This window comes from Blastococcus sp. SYSU DS0616, from assembly GCF_054051015.1.
This window is the reverse complement of sequence record NZ_JBJHAJ010000015.1, coordinates 64602-82701: the sequence shown is the minus strand read 5'-3', so window position 1 is coordinate 82701 and position 18100 is coordinate 64602. Positions and strand designations below refer to the sequence as shown.

The 18100-nt window shown below is 73.4% G+C and carries 19 protein-coding genes; 7 read left to right on the top strand and 12 right to left on the bottom strand.

What is annotated here, in order from left to right:
* Positions 1-17: 17 nt before the first annotated feature.
* The 3 genes from ACI79K_RS12950 to ACI79K_RS12940 form a co-directional block, all read right to left on the bottom strand.
* Entirely contained in the window at positions 18-869 is an 852-nt protein-coding gene (locus ACI79K_RS12950) for a GNAT family N-acetyltransferase (protein ID WP_456588766.1), read from the bottom strand.
* Between the two features lie 3 nt (positions 870-872).
* A complete protein-coding gene (gene ispG / locus ACI79K_RS12945) occupies positions 873-2033 on the bottom strand; it encodes a flavodoxin-dependent (E)-4-hydroxy-3-methylbut-2-enyl-diphosphate synthase (RefSeq protein WP_456588767.1) in 1161 nt (386 codons plus the stop codon).
* A gap of 101 nt (positions 2034-2134) precedes the next feature.
* A complete protein-coding gene (locus tag ACI79K_RS12940) occupies positions 2135-3088 on the bottom strand; it encodes a LysR family transcriptional regulator (protein WP_456588768.1) in 954 nt (317 codons plus the stop codon).
* A gap of 73 nt (positions 3089-3161) precedes the next feature.
* Here ACI79K_RS12940 and ACI79K_RS12935 point away from each other — a divergent pair, with 73 nt between their 5' ends.
* Positions 3162-4067 carry an EamA family transporter gene (locus tag ACI79K_RS12935; RefSeq protein WP_456588769.1) on the top strand — a complete coding sequence of 302 codons (906 nt, stop codon included), beginning with the start codon at positions 3162-3164 and terminating at the stop codon, positions 4065-4067.
* Here the strand turns inward: ACI79K_RS12935 and ACI79K_RS12930 are convergent.
* Together ACI79K_RS12930 and dxr are read right to left on the bottom strand one after the other, a co-directional pair.
* Positions 4051-5397, bottom strand: a complete 1347-nt coding sequence (locus ACI79K_RS12930) for a M50 family metallopeptidase (RefSeq protein WP_456596908.1) — start codon at positions 5395-5397, stop codon at positions 4051-4053. The genes ACI79K_RS12935 and ACI79K_RS12930 overlap by 17 nt on opposite strands.
* Before the next feature lie 25 nt (positions 5398-5422).
* Positions 5423-6619, bottom strand: coding sequence for a 1-deoxy-D-xylulose-5-phosphate reductoisomerase (dxr, locus tag ACI79K_RS12925; RefSeq protein WP_456599897.1), 1197 nt, complete (start codon positions 6617-6619; stop codon positions 5423-5425).
* A gap of 283 nt (positions 6620-6902) precedes the next feature.
* Here dxr and ACI79K_RS12920 point away from each other — a divergent pair, with 283 nt between their 5' ends.
* The 3 genes from ACI79K_RS12920 to ACI79K_RS12910 are packed head-to-tail and all read left to right on the top strand — an operon-like array spanning position 6903 to position 9100.
* The gene (locus ACI79K_RS12920) at positions 6903-7748 is read left to right on the top strand and encodes a hypothetical protein (protein WP_456588772.1); all 846 of its coding nucleotides are present in this window, start codon (positions 6903-6905) and stop codon (positions 7746-7748) included.
* Positions 7749-7750: 2 nt separating this feature from the next.
* Positions 7751-8737 (top strand): LCP family protein, encoded by a 987-nt coding sequence (locus ACI79K_RS12915; protein WP_456588773.1) that lies wholly within the window; start codon positions 7751-7753, stop codon positions 8735-8737.
* A gap of 60 nt (positions 8738-8797) precedes the next feature.
* Entirely contained in the window at positions 8798-9100 is a 303-nt protein-coding gene (locus tag ACI79K_RS12910) for a DUF2631 domain-containing protein (RefSeq protein WP_456588774.1), read from the top strand.
* Positions 9101-9152: 52 nt separating this feature from the next.
* On the opposite strand, the gene ACI79K_RS12905 is transcribed toward ACI79K_RS12910, so the two are convergent.
* Both ACI79K_RS12905 and rlmN read right to left on the bottom strand, forming a co-directional pair.
* On the bottom strand, positions 9153-9869 hold the full coding sequence (locus ACI79K_RS12905; RefSeq protein ID WP_456588775.1) for a VIT1/CCC1 transporter family protein: 717 nt from the start codon (positions 9867-9869) through the stop codon (positions 9153-9155).
* Entirely contained in the window at positions 9866-11044 is a 1179-nt protein-coding gene (rlmN, locus tag ACI79K_RS12900) for a 23S rRNA (adenine(2503)-C(2))-methyltransferase RlmN (RefSeq protein ID WP_456599896.1), read from the bottom strand. Before rlmN ends, ACI79K_RS12905 begins: the two co-directional genes overlap by 4 nt.
* 94 nt (positions 11045-11138) lie before the next feature.
* Between rlmN and ACI79K_RS12895 the strand changes: the two genes are divergently transcribed.
* Positions 11139-11906, top strand: a complete 768-nt coding sequence (locus ACI79K_RS12895) for a polyphosphate kinase 2 family protein (protein ID WP_456599895.1) — start codon at positions 11139-11141, stop codon at positions 11904-11906.
* A 29-nt stretch (positions 11907-11935) separates the two neighbouring features.
* Complete coding sequence (locus ACI79K_RS12890; protein WP_456588778.1) at positions 11936-12793, top strand: alpha/beta fold hydrolase; 858 nt, start codon at positions 11936-11938, stop codon at positions 12791-12793.
* Here ACI79K_RS12890 and ACI79K_RS12885 read toward each other — a convergent pair.
* On the bottom strand, positions 12790-13431 hold the full coding sequence (locus ACI79K_RS12885) for a TrmH family RNA methyltransferase (protein ID WP_456599894.1): 642 nt from the start codon (positions 13429-13431) through the stop codon (positions 12790-12792). The genes ACI79K_RS12890 and ACI79K_RS12885 overlap by 4 nt on opposite strands.
* Before the next feature lie 18 nt (positions 13432-13449).
* On the opposite strand from ACI79K_RS12885, the gene ACI79K_RS12880 reads away from it, so the two are divergent.
* Positions 13450-14580, top strand: coding sequence for a GNAT family N-acetyltransferase (locus ACI79K_RS12880; RefSeq protein ID WP_456599893.1), 1131 nt, complete (start codon positions 13450-13452; stop codon positions 14578-14580).
* On the opposite strand, the gene ACI79K_RS12875 is transcribed toward ACI79K_RS12880, so the two are convergent.
* The 4 genes from ACI79K_RS12875 to tsf all read right to left on the bottom strand — a co-directional run bounded on the left by ACI79K_RS12875 (position 14547) and on the right by tsf (position 18020).
* Positions 14547-15440: a phosphatidate cytidylyltransferase gene (locus tag ACI79K_RS12875; protein ID WP_456599892.1), complete on the bottom strand. Its 894-nt coding sequence runs from the start codon at positions 15438-15440 to the stop codon at positions 14547-14549. The two genes, ACI79K_RS12880 and ACI79K_RS12875, sit on opposite strands and share 34 nt — an antisense overlap.
* 211 nt (positions 15441-15651) lie before the next feature.
* A complete protein-coding gene (gene frr, locus ACI79K_RS12870; protein WP_456588782.1) occupies positions 15652-16209 on the bottom strand; it encodes a ribosome recycling factor in 558 nt (185 codons plus the stop codon).
* Positions 16210-16279: 70 nt separating this feature from the next.
* Positions 16280-17050: a UMP kinase gene (gene pyrH, locus ACI79K_RS12865; protein WP_456599891.1), complete on the bottom strand. Its 771-nt coding sequence runs from the start codon at positions 17048-17050 to the stop codon at positions 16280-16282.
* Positions 17051-17204: 154 nt separating this feature from the next.
* Positions 17205-18020 carry a translation elongation factor Ts gene (gene tsf, locus ACI79K_RS12860; RefSeq protein WP_456588784.1) on the bottom strand — a complete coding sequence of 272 codons (816 nt, stop codon included), beginning with the start codon at positions 18018-18020 and terminating at the stop codon, positions 17205-17207.
* Positions 18021-18100 lie beyond the last annotated feature (80 nt).

Sequence of the window (18100 nt, the reverse complement as noted above, 5' to 3'; positions counted from 1 at the left end):
CAGACGAATGAGACGGCTCAGAAGAGGACGCTCGCGTACTCGCCGACCTCGCGGAACCCCACCCGACGGTAGGACGCGCGGGCCCGGGTGTTGTAGTCGTTGACGTACAGGCTGACGACCGGCGCGATGGCGGCTCGGGCGTACTCGACCACCGCTGCGGTGCAGGCCGTGCCGATCCCCCGGCCGCGCAGGGTCGGCGCGACCCACACGCCCTGCACCTGGCAGGCGGCCCGGCAGACCGCGCCGATCTCCGCCTTGAACAGCACGCGCCCGTCCTCGATCCACGCCAGCGACTGGCCGGCCCGGACCAGCTCGTCGACCCGCGCCCGGTACCCGGCGCCCCCGTCGACCCGGAGCGGGCTGACCCCGACCTCCTCGGTGAACATCGCGACGGCCGCCGGCAGCAGGACCTCGAGCTCGTCCGGGCGCACCGGCCGCACCCGGGGCTCGGGCGCGACGGCGGGCGGGCCGTCGATCGCCAGCAGCGGCTGCCGGGGCCGGTGGTCGCGGGCCGGGCCCCAGGAGGGCTCGAGCAGCTCCCACAGCGGTGCCACGGCGGCCGACGGGCCCACGATCGTGGAGCAGCGGCGCCCGGCCCGGCGGGCCCGCTCGGCGAAGGCGACGGCGGCGGGCCGCTCGGCCCCGGGCCGGGCGAACGGGACGAGGTTGGCGCCGGCCAGGCACACCGCGTCCAGCTCGCGGCCACTGCCGATGCCCCAGAGCGGGGCTCCGAGGGCGGGCGCCGCCGTCCCCGCGACCTCGACCCGTCCCGCGAGCACGCAGGCAGCAACCGGGTCGGTGGCCAGCAGCCGGTGCACCGCCGGCTCGTCGGCCTCGTCGAGGACGCGGGCGCTGGGCGTTCGGAGCACGGGTCAGCTGACGGTGACGACCGGCGGCCCGGAAGGCTCGCCGGCGTCGACGTGCTCCCCGGCGATCCGCATGGCCTCCTCGATGAGGGTCTCGACGATCTGGGACTCCGGCACGGTCTTGACGACCTCCCCCTTGACGAAGATCTGGCCCTTGCCGTTGCCCGACGCCACACCCAGGTCGGCCTCGCGCGCCTCACCCGGACCGTTGACGACGCACCCCATGACGGCGACGCGCAACGGCACCTCCATGCCCTCCAGGCCGGCGGTGACCTCGTTCGCGAGCTTGTAGACGTCGACCTGGGCCCGGCCGCAGGACGGGCAGCTGACGATCTCCAGCCCGCGCTGCTTGAGGTTCAGCGACTCCAGGATCTGGTTGCCGACCTTGACCTCCTCGGCCGGCGGCGCGGAGAGCGAGACGCGGATGGTGTCGCCGATGCCCTGGCTCAGCAGCGCCCCGAAGGCGACGGCGGACTTGATCGTCCCCTGGAAGGCGGGGCCGGCCTCGGTGACGCCCAGGTGCAGCGGGTAGTCGCACTGGGCGGCCAGCAGTTCGTAGGCGCGGACCATGACCACCGGGTCGTTGTGCTTGACCGAGATCTTGATGTCGCGGAAGTCGTGCTCCTCGAACAGCGAGCACTCCCACAGCGCCGACTCGACCAGCGCCTCGGGCGTGGCCTTGCCGTACTTGGCGAGCAGCCGCTTGTCCAGCGACCCGGCGTTCACGCCGATCCGGATCGGGACGCCGGCGCCCTTCGCGGCCTTCGCGATCTCGCCGACCTTGTCGTCGAACTTCTTGATGTTGCCCGGGTTGACGCGGACGGCGGCGCAGCCGGCGTCGATCGCGGCGAACACGTAGCGCGGCTGGAAGTGGATGTCGGCGATCACCGGGATCTGCGACTTCTTCGCGATGATCGGCAGCGCCTCGACGTCGTCGGTGTCGGGCACGGCGACCCGCACGATCTGGCACCCCGACGCGGTGAGCTCGGCGATCTGCTGGAGGGTCGCGTTGATGTCGGCGGTCTTGGTCGTGCACATCGACTGCACGCTGACCGGGTGGTCGCTGCCCACGCCCACGCCACCGACCATCAACTGGCGGGTCTTCCGGCGCGGGGCCAGGACGGGCGGAGGAGCAGCGGGCATGCCGAGGCCCACGGGGATCGCCATGGGGCCAGTATCCCCCGCGGCGCGATCGATGCTGGTGGCGCTGCTGTGACGTCGGTCGGGCTGGACGACGACGACCGCGCGGCGCCGCGCCCGCCGACCGGTCAGGCGCGGCCGGCGTCGCGGTCCCGGTAGGGCTCCGCCTCCGCCACGAGCTCGCCGAGCACCGTCCGCACCGCGCGCCGGGCGGCCTTGTCCGGGCGCGCCAGCGCCTCGACGATCCGCCCGGCGCGGAGGTCGGCCAGGGGCACCAGCGCCAGCCGCCCCTCGGCCCGCTCCCGGGTCGTGTGCCGCGGCAGCAGTGCGATGCCGTGCCCCCGGGCGACCAGCTTCTCCATCAGGGGCAGGTGCGTGGTCCGGCGCACGACGTGCACCGGTCGCCCCGCCCGCGCGGCGATCGCCGTCAGCACCCGGTCGATCGGGAACTCGGCCGGGGGCGCGATCCACTGCTCGCCGATCACGTCGAGCGGGCTCACGCGGGCCCGCCGGGCCAGCGGGTGGTCCAGGGGCAGGGCGACGTCCAGCGGCTCCCGCAGGAGCAGCCGGACCTCGGTACCCGCCCGGTCCGGGGGCACCACGTCGTCGGACCGGTGCGCGACCACGATGTCGTAGCCCGCGGTGAGCGCCGCGAAGCCGTCCTGCGACACGTCCTCGTCATACGTCTCGAGGGCGATCTGCGGAACCGCGGCCAGCCGGTCGAGCAGCCCGGGGACCAGCAGCTCGCCGGCGGAGTGGAAGACCGCGAGGCGGACCGTCCCGCCGGCGCCGCCGCGGTAACCGGCCCAGTCCGCCTCGGCGACGGCCAGCGCGGTGGCGACGCCGGTGGCAATGCCGACCAGCGCCCTGCCGGCGTCGGTCAGGCGGACGCCCCGGCCGAGCCGCTCGACCAGAGGCACGCCCACCCGTCGCTGCAGCACCTTCAGCTGCTGGGACACCGCCGACGGCGTCCGCCCGGTGGAGCGAGCGGCGGCGGTCACCGACCCGTGCTCGGCCAGCTCGCGCAGGAGGAGGAGCTGCGCGGGGTCGACCCGGTCCCACAGGCCCGGGGCGTCGTTCATGTAGTGAACCTACAGGGACCGTTCACGACTTCGTGCTTGTCCTTCATCGAAGCGGAGACGCACGCTTTCTGGCGTGCCTCTCCGCGACCGCCTCCTCGCCTGCCTCGTCGCGGTGTGCTGGGGGTTGAACTTCCCGGCCACCGCCCTGGCGCTCGAGCAGTTCCCACCGCTGTTCATGGTCGCCCTGCGCTTCGCCCTCGTGGGCCTGCCCGCGGTCCTGCTCATCCCCCGCCCTCCCGTTCCCCTCCGCTGGCTGATCGGGGTGGCGGTGGGCATCGGGATCCTGCAGTTCGCCTTCCTCTACGCCGGGATGGCCGCCGGCATGCCGAGCGGGCTGGCCTCCCTGGTGCTGCAGGCGTCGGCACCCTTCACCGTGCTCATCGCCGGCTTCTGGCTGCACGAGCGACTGTCCGCGCGGCAGCTCGCCGGGGTCGGTATCGCCGTCCTCGGCCTCGCCGCGATCGCGGTCCACCGGGCGCAGACGGCCGCCTGGCTGCCCGTGGTCCTCACCCTCTGCGGCGCGCTGGGCTGGGCGATCGGCAACGTCTGCAGTCGGCGGGCCCAGGCCCCGAACGCCCTGCACCTCACGCTCTGGACGGCGGCGATCCCACCCCTGCCGATGCTGGCCCTGGCGCTGCTCGTCGAGGGACCGGACCGCATCCTGCGTTCGCTGTCGACCGCGGTCACGGCCGAGGCGCTGCCGTCGGTGCTCGGCCTGCTCTACGTCGTCGTGGTGGCGACGCTCATCGGCTACGGCATCTGGAACACGTTGCTGTCGCGCCACCCGTCGAACGTGGTGGCACCGTTCTCCATGCTCGTGCCGGTGGTCGGCGTCCTCGCGTCGTGGCTGGCCTTCGGCGAGATCCTCGACCCGGTGGAGCTCGTCGCCGGCGGGTTCGTGGTGGGCGGCGTCCTGATCGCCTCCCGGCCGGTCCGCCGCACCGCGGCACCGGCCGCGCCGGTCACCCAGCCAGCCTGACCGGGTTGACCACGTCGGCGATGAGCAGCAGCAGGGACAGCCCCAGGAAGAGCCCGGCGACGGCGTAGGCGACCGGCATCAGCCGGGCGATGTCGAAGGGACCCGGGTCGGGCTTGCCACGCAGCCGTGCGACGACCGATCGCGCCTTCTCGTACAGCGCCCCGGCGACGTGCCCGCCGTCGAGCGGGTAGATCGGCAGCAGGTTGAACAGGAACAGCACCAGGTTCAACCCGGCCAGCAGCTGGATGAAGTACCCGATCTTCTGCACCGGGGACAACTGCTCCAGCGCGAAGACCTCGCCGGAGATGCGGCTGACGCCCACGACCCCGATCGGCCCCAGCGGGTCGCGCTCCTCGCCCAGAAAGGCGGCGCGGAACAGCTGCGGCACCCGTTCGGGGATCTCGACCAGCCGGTCGACCGACCGGACCAGGATGTCGCCGAAGTGGCCGGGCACCTCGGCGAAGGACTGGCGCACCTCTCGCTGGAGGGGGCTGATCCCGACGAACCCGACGGTCTGGGTCGTCTCGCCGTCCTCGTCGGCGTAGACGAGGTTCTGGATCGGGGTGACGGTGAGGTCCACGCGTTCCCCGTCGCGCTCGACGGTGAAGACGACCGGCTCACCCGCATTGGCCCGGATCGTCTCCTGCACCTGCTCCCAGCCGACGTCGGTCTCCCGGGGAACCGGCTCCCCGTCCAGGGCGACCACCGTGTCACCGGGCTGGAGCCCGGCCCGGACGGCGGGGCTGCGCGGCGGCAGGGAGCAGTCGGCCGCCCCGGCCTCGCAGCGCTCCCCCGCCGGCGTGATCGGGATGGAGCAGGGGTCCTCGGCCGTGGCGGTGGCAGCGCCCGCCGGCAGGACGCACTCGGGCACCTGGCGGATCGTCGTGGTGATCTCCGGGATGCCGAAGCCGACCAGCACGACCGTGAAGAGGACGACGGCGAGCACCAGGTTGTGGAAGGGGCCGGCGAACATGACGATGACCCGCTGCCACCACGGCTTCTTCCAGAAGACGCGGTCGCCGTCCGTGGGCCGCACGTCGTTGAGCGCCTGCCCCCGCACCTCGGCGATGAAGCTGCGCATGCGGGTGGCCCGCTTGCTCTCGCCCTCCTCGGCCGGCGGGATCATGCCGACGATGCGGATGTAGCCGCCCAGCGGGATGGCCTTGACGCCGTACTCGGTCTCGCCGCGGCGCCGGGAGAACACGGTGGGGCCGAAGCCCACCATGAACTGCGGCACCCGCATGCCGAACTTCCGTGCCCACCAGAAGTGGCCCGCCTCGTGGAAGGCGATGGAGAACATCAGGCCGAGGGCGAACAGGACGATCCCCACGACCGTCAGCAGGATCCCGCTCAGCTCAGCCTCCGGCGATGACGCCCCGGGCGTGCTCCCGGGCCCACTTCTCCGCCGCCAGCACGTCCTCGACGCAGGTGGGGGCGCCGAGGTCCGGCGCGGCGTCGAGGGTACGCGCGACGACCTGGACGATTCCTGGGAACGAGAGGCGACCCGCCGTGAAGGCGGCGACGGCCTCCTCGTTCGCGGCGTTGTACATGGCGGGCACCACTCCGCCGGCCTCTCCCGCCGCGCGGGCCAGCCGCACGGCGGGGAACGCCTGCTCGTCCAGCGGGAAGAACTCCCAGGTGCTCGCGGTCGACCAGTCCAGCGGCGGCTGCACGTCGGGCAGGCGGTCGGGCCAGGCCAGCCCCAGGGCGATCGGCAACCGCATGTCCGGCGGGCTGGCCTGCGCGATCGTGGCGCCGTCGGCGAACGTGACCATCGAGTGGACGATCGACTGCGGGTGCACGACGACGTCGATGTCGGCGTAGGGGACGCCGAAGAGCAGGTGCGCCTCGATCAGCTCCAGCCCCTTGTTGACCAGGGTCGCCGAGTTGATCGTCACGACGGGGCCCATCGCCCACGTCGGGTGGGCCAGCGCATCCGCCACCGTGACCTCGGCGAGCTCGGCGGCAGTGCGACCCCGGAACGGTCCCCCGCTGGCGGTGAGCACCAGCCGGGCGACCTCCACGCGCGAGCCGCCGCGCAGGCACTGGGCGAGGGCGGAGTGCTCGGAGTCGACCGGCACCAGCTGACCGGGGGCGGCCGCCGCGAGGACCAGGTCACCACCGGCGACGAGGGACTCCTTGTTGGCCAGGGCGACGGTGCGCCCGGCCCGCAACGCCGACAGCGTCGGCCCCAGCCCGATCGAGCCGGTGATCCCGTTGAGGACGACTTCGGCCGGGCGGGTCGCCAGCTCCTCGGCGGCGCGCGGGCCGGCGAGGATCTCGGGCAGCGCGAACTCCCCCCTGGCCCAGCCGCGCTGCTGCGCCGCGGCGTAGAAGGCCAGCTGGAGGTCCTGGGCGGCGGTGGCCCGCGCGACGGCGACGGTGCGCACGCCGAGCGCCAGCGCCTGCTCGGCGAGCCGCCCGACATCCCCTCCTCCTGCCGCCAGGCCGGTGATGCGGAGCCGGTCGGGGTTCTGCGCGGCGACGGCCAGCGCCTGCCGGCCGATGGACCCGGTGGAGCCGAGGACGGTGACCTCGCGCGGCTGGCTCATGCGGGCATCCTGCCAACCACGGGCGCCGATGGCGCCGGGACGGGGTGAGCGAGCGGAGAGCGACACCGCCGCTCACGGTGACCCCCCACCAACGAACCTCGATCACTTGGCAGGACATGCCATAGCGCGAAATGCCCGTCCTGCACTCGTCGTGCGATCTGACCGAGCGGTGCGAGTTTTCGCGGCGTGTCGTGGGCGATTGGCTACATCTGATTCCTCTGCGTGTCGATACTCATCTCGACGGCTCGGAAGTCCGGGCCCACTACCAGACCGGAGAAATTAGATGCCCCGTGTGTTCCCGCTCCGCGCCGCCATGGCCACCGGGCTCGCCCTCGGCAGCACCGTCCTCGGCCTGGCCGTGGCGCCCGCCGCCCTGGCAGCGCCCGCCATGCCGACCGTGAGCCTCAGCTCGGCCACCGTCGCCCCCGGCGCCGAATACACCGTCTCCGGCGCCGGGTGCCTCCCGCGCACCGACGGGATCCCCGTGGCCGCCGTTCTTCTCCCGGCCGTCGACGACCCGCAGTGGGCCGACGCCCTGGAGCCCGAGGCGGATGGCTCCTGGAGCATGACGCAGACCGCTCCGACCGAGTTCGGCGCCTATGAGTTCTCGGTGCTGTGCGACCAGTACGACGACGGGTTCGAGTACGCCAACTTCACCGTCACCGTCACTCCGGGCGGCAAGCCCGTCGGCACCCTGCGCGGCACTGCCGCCAACACCCCCGGTGTGGCCAGCAAGTCTTCCGACACCACCGCCAAGGCCCCCGCCGTGGGTGAGACGGTGACCAGGATCCTCAGCGGCTTCAAGCCGTTCGAGAAGGTCACGGTCACGCTGCACTCGACCCCGCAGACGATCGGCACGTTCGACGCGGACGGCAACGGTGTGGTCACCGTGACGTTCGCCATTCCCGCGGGCACCCCGGCCGGCGACCACGACCTGGCCTATGACGGGAGCATGGGCACCTACTTCCAGGAGGCCCTGACGATCAGCGACGCCGCGGCCGGCCCGAGGCTGGCCGACACCGGCGCGAGCGTCGCCGTGCCGCTGGCGCTGGGCACCGGCCTCCTCGTGGTCGGCGGTGGCGCACTCATCGCCAGCCGTCGTCGCTCTCCAGGGGCCTCGCAGGCCTGAGCATGACCGCACAACACGCGCCGGACGCCGGCCAGGACCTCCCTGGCCGGCGTCCGGCGCGTTCCGGTTTCCGCCACCGTTTCCGCCGCATCGCGTTCCTCCTGCTGGCCGGACTGCTCGTCGCGCTGACGGTGGACGTCGTCCTCGTCGGCTCGCGCATCGACCGGGTGGACGTCGACCTGTCCGACGGCCCCCGAGACGCCGACGGGCGGACCTGGGTGCTGGTCGGCCTCGACTCACGGGCACACCTGCCCGCGGGCGCCACCACCGCGGAGTTCGGCAGCGCCGAGGACGTGCCCGGCAGCCGCGCCGACGTCGTCGTCGTCGTGCACCAGACGGACACGGAGACCACTGCTGTTTCCGTCCCCCGGGACCTACTGGTCAAGGCCGGCGAGCGCCCCGGCCGGCTGGCGATGGCCTGGCTGGATGGGCCGGAGGCCCTGGTCGACGGCCTGTGCGGCCTCGGCATCCCCACCGATCACCTGGTCACAGTGGACCTTGCCGGCTTCACGGCGACGGTGGATGCCGTCGGCGGCCTCACCTTCGACGTACCCCGCGCCGTGCGCGACCCCGCGGCGGGCCTCCTCCTCGAGTCCACCGGGGAGGTTCACGTCGACGGCGCGACCGCACTGGCCCTCGTGCGGTCACGGCACCCCGAGCACCTGGTCGACGACCGGTGGGTGCCGGCGACCGTCGACCCGGATGGACGGGCCGGTGCCGCCGGCACGGTCCTGTCGTCCCTGCTCGACCGGGCCCGCGCGTCAGGTCTGCACCCGTGGCGCCTGCAGACGCTGGCATGGACCGCCGCCGATGCCATCGCGGTCGACCCTGGCACCTCCGTGGTGGACTTGATCGCGCTCGCCCGGTCGGAGGTGGGAGCCGTCCCCATCCTGCCCGCATCCGACCCGGTGGGCCCGGCCCTCCTGCGCCTCCCCACCGCGGAGACCGCCGCCGCCGTGGTCGCGGCCGGCCTCTCCTGCGACCGGTGACGACCCGCCGAGGAGCCACCTCGGGGCGTGCGCGGGACCGGCTCCTGCCAGAATGGCGGGGTGACCGAGGCATTGCACTCCCCGTCGACCCAGCGGGTCAACCAGCCCGGCCGTGAAGAGGCCGTCGTCCGCGCCGGCGAGCACCCCGTGGAGCACGAGCAGCCCGAGGACTGGGGCTGGCACGGCGAGACCGGGAAGTGGGGCCAGATCGGCGGCTGGATCGCGACCGCGGTGATCCTGCTCTACCTGGTGGGCAACCACGAGGGCCGGGTGGAGGACCTCTGGCTGATCGGCCTCGCCGCCGTCATGGCGACGGTCCTCATCTGGGACATCCGCCGCAAGAAGACCGCCTGGCGCCGCTAGTTCCTTCGTCCGGGACGCCGCCACGGCGTCCCGGACGGCGAACGGCGCCGGCTCAAGTGACCGCGACGCCGATCGCCGCACCGATCAGGTAGGTGACGCCCGCCGCGGCGGCGCCGAACAGCAGTTGGCGCAGGCCCGCGTACCACCAGGGCCGTGGGGTGAAGCGCGAGGACAGCGCACCGGCCAGCAGCAGACCCAGACCCCCGCTGAGCAGAGCCACCCACAGGACCGGGGCCCCCAGGAAGTACGGCAGCAGCGGCAGCACGGCGCCCGTCGCGAAGGTCAGGAACGACGAGACCGCCGCCACCCGTGGGGAGGGGCGCTCCTCCGGGTTGACGCCCAGCTCGGCCAGCACGTGCAGCCGCAGGGCGATCTCCGGATCGGCCGACAGCTGCACGGCGACCTGCCGGGCCAGCCGCGCGTCCACCCCGCGGTCCTGCAGCATCGCGGTCAGCTCCGCGAGCTCGCCGGCGGGGTTGCGGGTGAGCTCCCGCCGCTCCTTCTCGATCTCGAGGTCCAGCTGCTCGTTCTGCGTCTTGACCGAGGTGTACTCGCCCAGCGCCATCGAGACCGCGCCGGCGACCAGGCTCGCCACGCCGGCCAGGACGATCGCGCGCGGTGCGGCGCCGCCCCCGCCGACCCCGGCGACCAGGGCCGTGTTGGTGACCAGGCCGTCCATGGCGCCGAACACCGCGGCCCGGAGCCAGCCGCCCGAGACGTCGCCGTGGGTGTGCTCGTGGGCCTCGGCGTCGGGCAGCGCCGTGCTCACCCCTGGTCGGCCTCGGCGCCCAGCGGCACCGGCTCCTCGACGGCCGGGACGGGGATCGCGACGGCCGGCACTCCCTCGACCCGGTCGGCGGCGGCGAGCTGCCCGCAGGCGCCGTCGATGTCATGGCCCCGGGTGTCGCGCACCGTGGTCGCGACACCGGCCGCCCGCAGCCGGGCGACGAACTCCCGCTGCGCGGGCAGCGGGCTGGCGTCCCAGGGGCTGCCCGGCGTCGGGTTCAGCGGGATGAGGTTGACGTGCGCGAGCTTCCCGGCCAGCAGCTTCCCGAGGAGGTCGGCGCGGAACGGCTGGTCGTTGACGTCCCGGATGAGCGCGTACTCCACCGAGTAGCGCCGGCCGGTCTTCCGCGCGTAGGCGTCGGCGGCGTCGATGACCTCGCCGACCTTCCAGCGGGTGTTGATCGGCACCAGGGTGTCGCGCAGCTCGTCGTCGGGGGCGTGCAGGCTGACCGCGAGGGTGACGTTGCGCCCCTCCTCGGTGAGCCGGCGGATCGCCGGCACCAGGCCGACGGTCGAGACGGTGACCGACCGCTGCGAGAGGCCCAGTCCGTAGGGGGCGGTGCCGAGCAGCGCGTCGAGGGTCTTGCGCACCCGGGCGTAGTTGGCCAGCGGCTCCCCCATGCCCATGAACACCACGTTGGACAGCCGCCCGGGCCCACCGGCGACCTCCCCGTTGGCCATGTCCGCGGCGGCCGCAACCGCCTGGCCGATGATCTCGGCCGCGGAGAGGTTGCGGGTGAGCCCGGCCTGGCCGGTGGCGCAGAACGGGCAGGCCATGCCGCAGCCGGCCTGGCTGGAGATGCAGACGGTGGCGCGGTCGGGATACCGCATGAGGACGCTCTCCACGAGCGCCCCGTCGTGCAGCCGCCAGAGCGTCTTGCGGGTGCGACCGTTGTCCGCGGTCTGGTGGCGGACGACGGTCAGCAGCCCGGGCAGCAGGGCCTCGCGCAGCGACTCGCGGGCGGCGGCCGGGATGTCGGTCATCAGTGCGGTGTCGGTGACCCCGCGGTAGAAGTGCCGGGCGAGCTGGTCGGCCCGGAACGCCGGCTGGCCGAGCTCGGCCACCGCCGCGCGGGCCTCCTCGCGGGTGAGATCGGCGAGGTGGCGCGGCGGCTTGCCGCGGCGGGGGGCATCGAAGACCAGGGGCAGGGCAGTCATAACCACTCCATGGTCCCACTCCCCCGGGCCACCGGGGCCGGTCCGGAGACCGAACTCACGCGAGCGGGGTGAATCCCTGGCAGGGTCTGGGGCCATGAGCCGGCTGGACGACGTCGACCTGAGCCTCTCCCTGGACAAGAAGGAGGGGAAGAAACAGCTGGCCGCGGCGCAGGAGCGCCTGGTCCATCTGCGCCTGCTGCTGGGCGGGCAGATCGGGCCGGGTGAGCTCGGCCCGCCGCTGCTGGTGCTGTTCGAGGGCTGGGACGCCTCGGGCAAGGGCGGCGCGATCCAGCGGCTGGTCGGCGAGCTCGACCCCCGGCACGTCCGGGTGGCGCAGTTCGCCGCTCCCACGAACGACGAGAAGCGGCACCACTTCCTGTGGCGGTTCTGGCCGGTCCTGCCCGGCTGGGGCGGCATGGCCGTGCTCGACCGCTCCTGGTACGGCCGGGTGCTGGTCGAGCGGGTGGAGGGCTTCGCCACGGAGGAGGCGTGGCGCCGGGCCTACCAGGAGATCGTCGACCTGGAGACCTCGCTGGCCGCCGAGGGCACCGTGCTGGTCAAGTTCTGGATGCACGTCTCCCCCGAGGAGCAGCTCCACCGCTTCGAGTCCCGTCGCACGAACCCCTACAAGGCGTGGAAGCTCACCGACGAGGACTGGCGCAACCGGGAGAAGCGCGGCGAGTACGAGGCGGCGGTCGAGGAGATGCTCGACCGCACCGACACCCCGGTGGCCCCGTGGCACGTCATCCCGGCCGACGACAAGCGGTGGGCGCGCGTGGCCGTCGTTCGCACCGTGTGCGAGGCCGTCGAGTCGGCGCTGCACGCCCGCGGCATCGACCCCGATCCCCCGCTGCACCGATGAGTTCCGGTCGGCGCGCCGGTCGGAAGGGCATGACCACCACGCTGTCGCTGCCCGTACCGGGCGCCACCCTCGTCTACGACGTCCGCGGCCCCCTCCCGGCCGAGGACGGACAGCCGCCGCTGCTGATGATCGGCCAGCCGATGGACGCGAGCGGGTTCGGCACGCTCGCCGGCCTCTTCCCCGAAAGGACCGTGGTCACCGTGGACCCGCGGGGCCTGGGCCGCAGCACGCGCACCGACGGGCGCACCGATCACGATCCCGCCCGTCAGGCCGAGGATCTCCACCTGCTCGTCGAGGCCCTCGGCGCCGGTCCGGTCGACGTCTTCGCCAGCAGCGGCGGCGCGGTGACCGCGCTCGCCTGGGTGGCCGAGCACCCCGGCGACGTGCGCACCCTGGTCGCGCACGAACCCCCGATCCTGTCGGTCCTGCCCGACGCCGAGCAGGCCTTCGCCGCCGAACGGCAGGTGCAGCTCACCTACGACAAGAGCGGCTGGGGTGCGGGCATGGCCGCGTTCATCGCGCTCACCTCGTGGCAGGGCGAGTTCACCGACGAAATCGCCGCCCCCGACCCGGCCGTCTTCGGGCTGCCTGCCGAGGACGACGGATCGCGTACCGACCCCCTGCTCTCGGGCGCCTCCAACGCGGTCACCGCCTTCCGGCCGGACGCCGAGGCGCTCCGGTCCGCGGCCAGCCGGGTGGTGATCGCCGCCGGGACCGAGTCCCAGGGAACGGTCACCTGGCGTACCGCCGAGGCGACCGCGCGGCTCCTCGGCTCCGAGCTGGCCGTCTTCCCGAGCCACCACGGCGGGTTCATGGGCGGCGAGTTCGGCCAGCCCGGCCAGCCAGAGGAGTTCGCGGCGCGGCTGCGGGAGGTCCTCGCGGGCTAAGCGGGACCGGCGTGCTGCCGGATCCACGCGTGCATGGCGATCCCGGCGGCGACGCCCGCGTTGATCGAGCGGGTCGAGCCGAACTGGGCGATCGAGACGGTGAGCGCCGCGCCGCCGCGCGCCTCCTCGGTGAGCCCCGGCCCCTCCTGGCCGAACAGCAGAACGCAGCGCTCGGGCAGCTCGGTGGTCTCGAGCGGGACCGCGCCGGGCCCGTTGTCGACGGCGACGACGGTGAGTCCCCGCTCGGCGGCGAACCCCAGCAGCCCGCCGACGTCGGCGTGGTGGCGGAGGCGCTGGTAGCGGTCGGTGACCATCGCCCCGCGCCGGTTCCACCGCCGTCGGCCCACCACGTGCACCTCGGCCGCGAGGAAGGCGTTGGCGGTGCGCACCACCGTTCCGATGTTCAGGTCGTGGCCGAAGTTCTCGATGGCGACGTGGAAGGGGTGCCGGCGCCGGTCGAGGTCGGCCACGATCGCCTCGACCGTCCAGTAGCGGTAGCGGTCCACGACGTTGCGCCGGTCGCCCTCGGCGAGCAGCTGCGGGTCGTAGCGGGAATCGTCCGGCCACGGCCCCGCCCACGGGCCGACGCCGACGGTCGTCCCCCAGTCGGTGGGGCCGGGCAGTTCGTCGTCGTGCACCCAGGGAGGATCGCAGGGGTGAGCACCGACGTCCTCCTGCACCTCCTGGAGCCGGCGCGGTGGCGCGCCGCCCTGCGGCAGGGGTCGATCCAGCCCGGCCCGGGCGGATTCGTCCACCTGTCGACGCCCGACCAGGTGCACCTGCCCGCGCAGCGGTTGTTCCCCGGGCGACGCGACCTCGTCCTGCTGGTCGTCGACCCGGCTCGGCTGACCGTCCCCGTGCGGTTCGAGCCGGGTCGACCCGCGGATCCGGCCGACATGCTCTTCCCGCACCTCTTCGGCGCCCTGCCGACGTCGGCTGTCGTCGCCGTCGTCCCGTACCGGCCGCCCGCCGCGCCGGTGCTGCCTCGGCCGGACGACGCGCTCGGAAGAGCGCTGGCCCTCTACCTGTCCATGACGGTGCGGCGGGCCGTGGAGGTGCGCGACGTACCGGGCGGGGTGGCCGTCACCGATCGCCGGTTCCCGCACTCCCGGGCGCACAACAGGCTCCTCCTCTCCGAGGCGACCGACGCCGGCACCGTCATCGGGCTCTCGGCCGCCGTGGCCGCCGACGCCGGCTGGCCGCACCTGGCGGCGACGCTGCGGTGGGCGGGCGCCGGCGACGTGGCCGGCGACCTGGCCGCCCGGGGGTGGGACGTCGAGGAGCTGCTGCTGATGGCCCGGCCGGCCGGTCGGCTCCCCGGCGGCGAGCGGGCCGAGGTGGTCGCCCAGGAGGAGGTCCACGACCTGTGGCGTCGCTCGTGGCGGGAGGGCGAGGCGGCCCCACCGCAGCTCCTCGACGAGGTCGTGAGCCAGCTGGTCGGTCGCGAGCACCTCAACGACGAGGTCGTCCGCGTGCACGACGTCGTCGTCCGCGAGAGCGACGCCGTGGTCGCGGCCGGTCAGCTCTACGTCGACGGCGCCACCGCGGCCGTCGAGTCGGTGCTGACCGACACCGCCGCGCGCGGACGGGGACATGCGGACGCGGTGCTCGCCCGAGCCCTAGGCGTCGCCGTCGATGCCGGCTGCGACCTGGTGGTGCTCGAGGCGGCGGCGGACGACTGGCCGCGGCACTGGTACGCCCGCCGCGGCTTCGAGGTGGTCGGCTCGATGTGGGTGGCGCTCCGTACCGGCTCTCAGACCGGCGCGAGCACCGTCAGCAGCACGTAGGCGACGGCTGCGGACGGCAGCAGCGAGTCCAGCCGGTCCATGATCCCGCCGTGGCCGGGCAGCAGGTCGCCCATGTCCTTGATGCCGAGATCGCGCTTGATGAGCGACTCGGCGAGGTCACCCACGGTCGCGGAGACGGCGATCGCGGCGCCGAAGACCAGCCCGCCCCACCAGGGGGCGCCCAGGCCGAGGACCAGGATCGGCGTCGCCACGAGCATGCAGGTGAGCACCGAGCCCGCCATGCCCTCCCACGACTTCTTGGGGCTGATCGACGGCGCCATCGGGTGCTTGCCGAGCATCACCCCGGCGGCGTAACCACCGACGTCGCTGGCCACCACCGTGGCGATGAAGGCGATCACCCGCAGGGCCCCGTCGACGGGCACCAGGAGCAGCACGGCGAAGCCGGCCAGCAGCGGCACGTAGAGCGCGACCAGCACCCCGGCGGCCGCGTCCCTCCGGTAGCCGACCGGCCCGCCTGCCAGCCGCCACAGCAGGACCGCCAGCGCGGTGAGGAAGAAGCCGGCCAGCAGGCCGGTCGGGCCGCGCGTCCAGGCGAGGGCCTCCATGGCGAAGGCCCCCACGAGCAGCGGGACCAGCGGGGCGGAGAACCCGCCCTTGCCCAGGGCCCGGGTGATCTCGACGACGGCGACGAGGATCGCCGCGACGAGCACGCCCAGGAACGCCGGCCGCCAGAGGAGCAGCGACAGCAGGACGAGCGCGACCAGGCTCACCCCGACGCCGATGGCCGCGCGCAGGTTCCGCCCGGCCCGGCTCACCGGCTGCTCCGTGGTGGGGAGCTGCGCGACCTCCTCGGGCAGGGGCAGAGCCGTGGAGGTGGGGACGTCATCGGGCTCGGCCACCTCGCTGTCGTCCGGGACCGGGACCGGCTGGCGCGGCGGGAGCGGCGGCAGCGGACGCGAGGCCGCGATCGGGACCGGCCCGGTGTCGCCGTCCCGACGGCGCTCGCCCGACATCGGGCCGCCGCGCCGCGGGAACGGCTGACCCCCCGGGCGCAGGGCACCCGGGCGGTCGGCGGAGGGAGACGACATGGTCGTGCGGCGGCCGGCGAGGTCAGACCTCGAGCAGCTCGCTCTCCTTGTTCTTCATCGCCTCGTCGACCTGCGCCACGTGCTGCTCGGTGAGGTGGTCGAGCTCCTTCTCGGCGCGGCGCACCTCGTCCTCACCGGCCTCGCCGTCCTTGGCGATGCGGTCGAGCTCGTCCTTGGCCCGGCGCCGGATGTTCCGGATCGCCACCTTGGCGTCCTCGCCCTTGGCGCGGGCCTGCTTCACCAGGTCGCGGCGCCGCTCCTCGGTCAGCTGGGGGAACACCACCCGCAGGATCTGGCCGTCGTTGGTCGGGTTGACGCCCAGGTCGCTGTCGCGGATGGCCTTCTCGATGGCCGTCAGCTGGCTCATGTCGTAGGGCTTGATGACCGCCATGCGCGCCTCGGGCACGGTGATCGACGCCATCTGCGGCACCGGCGTGTAGGCGCCGTAGTAGTCGACCATGATCTTGTTGAACATCGAGGGGGCGGCCCGGCCGGTGCGCACCGACCCCAGGTCCTCCCGTGCCACCGAGAGGGCCTTGTCCATCCGCTCCTCGGCGTCGAGCAGGGTGTCGTCGATCACGGGGTGTCCCTCCTGCGGCGGTTGTCGTCCCGCCGGCGTCCTCGTCTGTGCGCGATCGGTGCGGCCGGCGTCAGGCCGGCTGGCTGATCAGCGTGCCGATCCTCTCACCTGCGGTGGCGCGGGCGATGTTGCCGTCGCGCAGCAGGTCGAACACCACGATCGGCATCTTGTTGTCCATGCAGAGGCTGATCGCCGTCGCGTCCGCCACCTTCAGCTGCTTGGCCAGCACCGTCGCGTAGTCCAGGTCCTGGTACATGACGGCGTCCGAGTTGGTGCGCGGGTCGTCGTCGTAGACGCCGTCGACGCCGTTCTTACCCATGAGCAGGACCTGGCACTCGATCTCCAGCGCCCGCTGCGCGGCGACGGTGTCGGTGGAGAAGTAGGGCATCCCGGCGCCGGCGCCGAAGATGACCAGCCGCCCCTTCTCCAGGTGCCGGATGGCCTTGCGCGGAATGTAGGGCTCGGCGACCTGGCCCATGGTGATCGCGGACTGCACCCGGGTCTCCAGGCCCGCCTTCTCGCAGAAGTCCTGCAGCGCGAGGCAGTTCATGACCGTGCCGAGCATGCCCATGTAGTCGGCCTTGGTGCGGTCCATGCCGGCCTGGGACAGCTCCGCGCCACGGAAGAAGTTGCCGCCACCCATCACGACGGCGACCTGCGTGCCCCGCGAGACGACCTCGGCGAGCTGCTCCGCGATGCCCCGCACGATGTCGGCGTCGACGCCGACCTTGCCGCCGCCGAAGGACTCACCGGAGAGCTTGAGCAGCACCCGCTGGTAGCCGCTGCCGTCGGCCGGCTGGAAGGCGGTGGGGGCGGAGAGCGGCGCGGTGGTGTCGGTCAACGAATCATCCCTGGAGTGGTCGATGGGTGCTGTCGGTGGTGTGTGATCCTGCCGCATCCCGCTGCCCGGCTCCTGCCGAGCGGGGGGCGTCCGCACAGACGACCGGCCCCGTCCCACGAGGGGAACGGGGCCGGTCATCGGTACCGGGTGCGGCTCAGGCCTGGCCGACCTCGAAGCGCGCGAAGCGCTCGACGGTCAGGCCGGCCTCGTCGACGATCTGCTTGACCGTGCGCTTGGGCTCGGTGATCGACGGCTGCTCGAGGAGGACGAAGTCCTTGTAGTAGGCGTTGACCCGACCCTCGACGATCTTGGAGATCGCCTGCTCGGGCTTGCCCTCCTCCTTGGCGGTCTGCTCGGCCACGCGGCGCTCGGTCTCGACCGCCTCGGCCGGGACCTCGTCGCGGCTGAGGTAGCGCGGCCGCGCGGCGGCGATGTGCATCGCCAGGCTGCGGGCGGCGTCCTCGCTGCCACCGGAGTACTGCACGGCGACACCGATGGCCGGGGGCAGGTCGGTGGCCCGCTTGTGCAGGTAGACGGCGGTGGTGCCGTCGAAGGCGACGAAGCGCGAGAGGACCAGCTTTTCGCCGATGCGGGCGGACTCGCCCTCGACGAGCTTCTCGACGGTCTGCCCGTCGGCCTCGGTGCTCAGCAGCGCCGCGGCGTCGGCCGCCTTGTTCTCGAGGCCGATCGCGAGCAGCCGCTCGGCGAGGGCGACGAAGTCGGCGTTCTTCGCGACGAAGTCGGTCTCGCAGTCGAGCTCGAGCAGGGCGCCGTCCTTGCTGACGACGATGCCGTTGGTGGTCGAGCGCTCCAGGCGCTTGCCGACGTCCTTGGCACCCTTGACCCGGAGCAGCTCGACGGCCTTGTCGTACTCGCCGTCGGCCTCGGTCAGGGCCTTCTTGGCGTCCATCATGCCGGCGCCGGTGGCGTCGCGGAGACGCTTGACGTCGGCAGCGGTGAAGGCAGGCATGTCTCTTCCCTCTGGTCGGGTGGTGCGTGCTGTGGAACGGCCGTGCGGCGGCGCCGCCCTCCCGCCGATCAGCGGGAGGA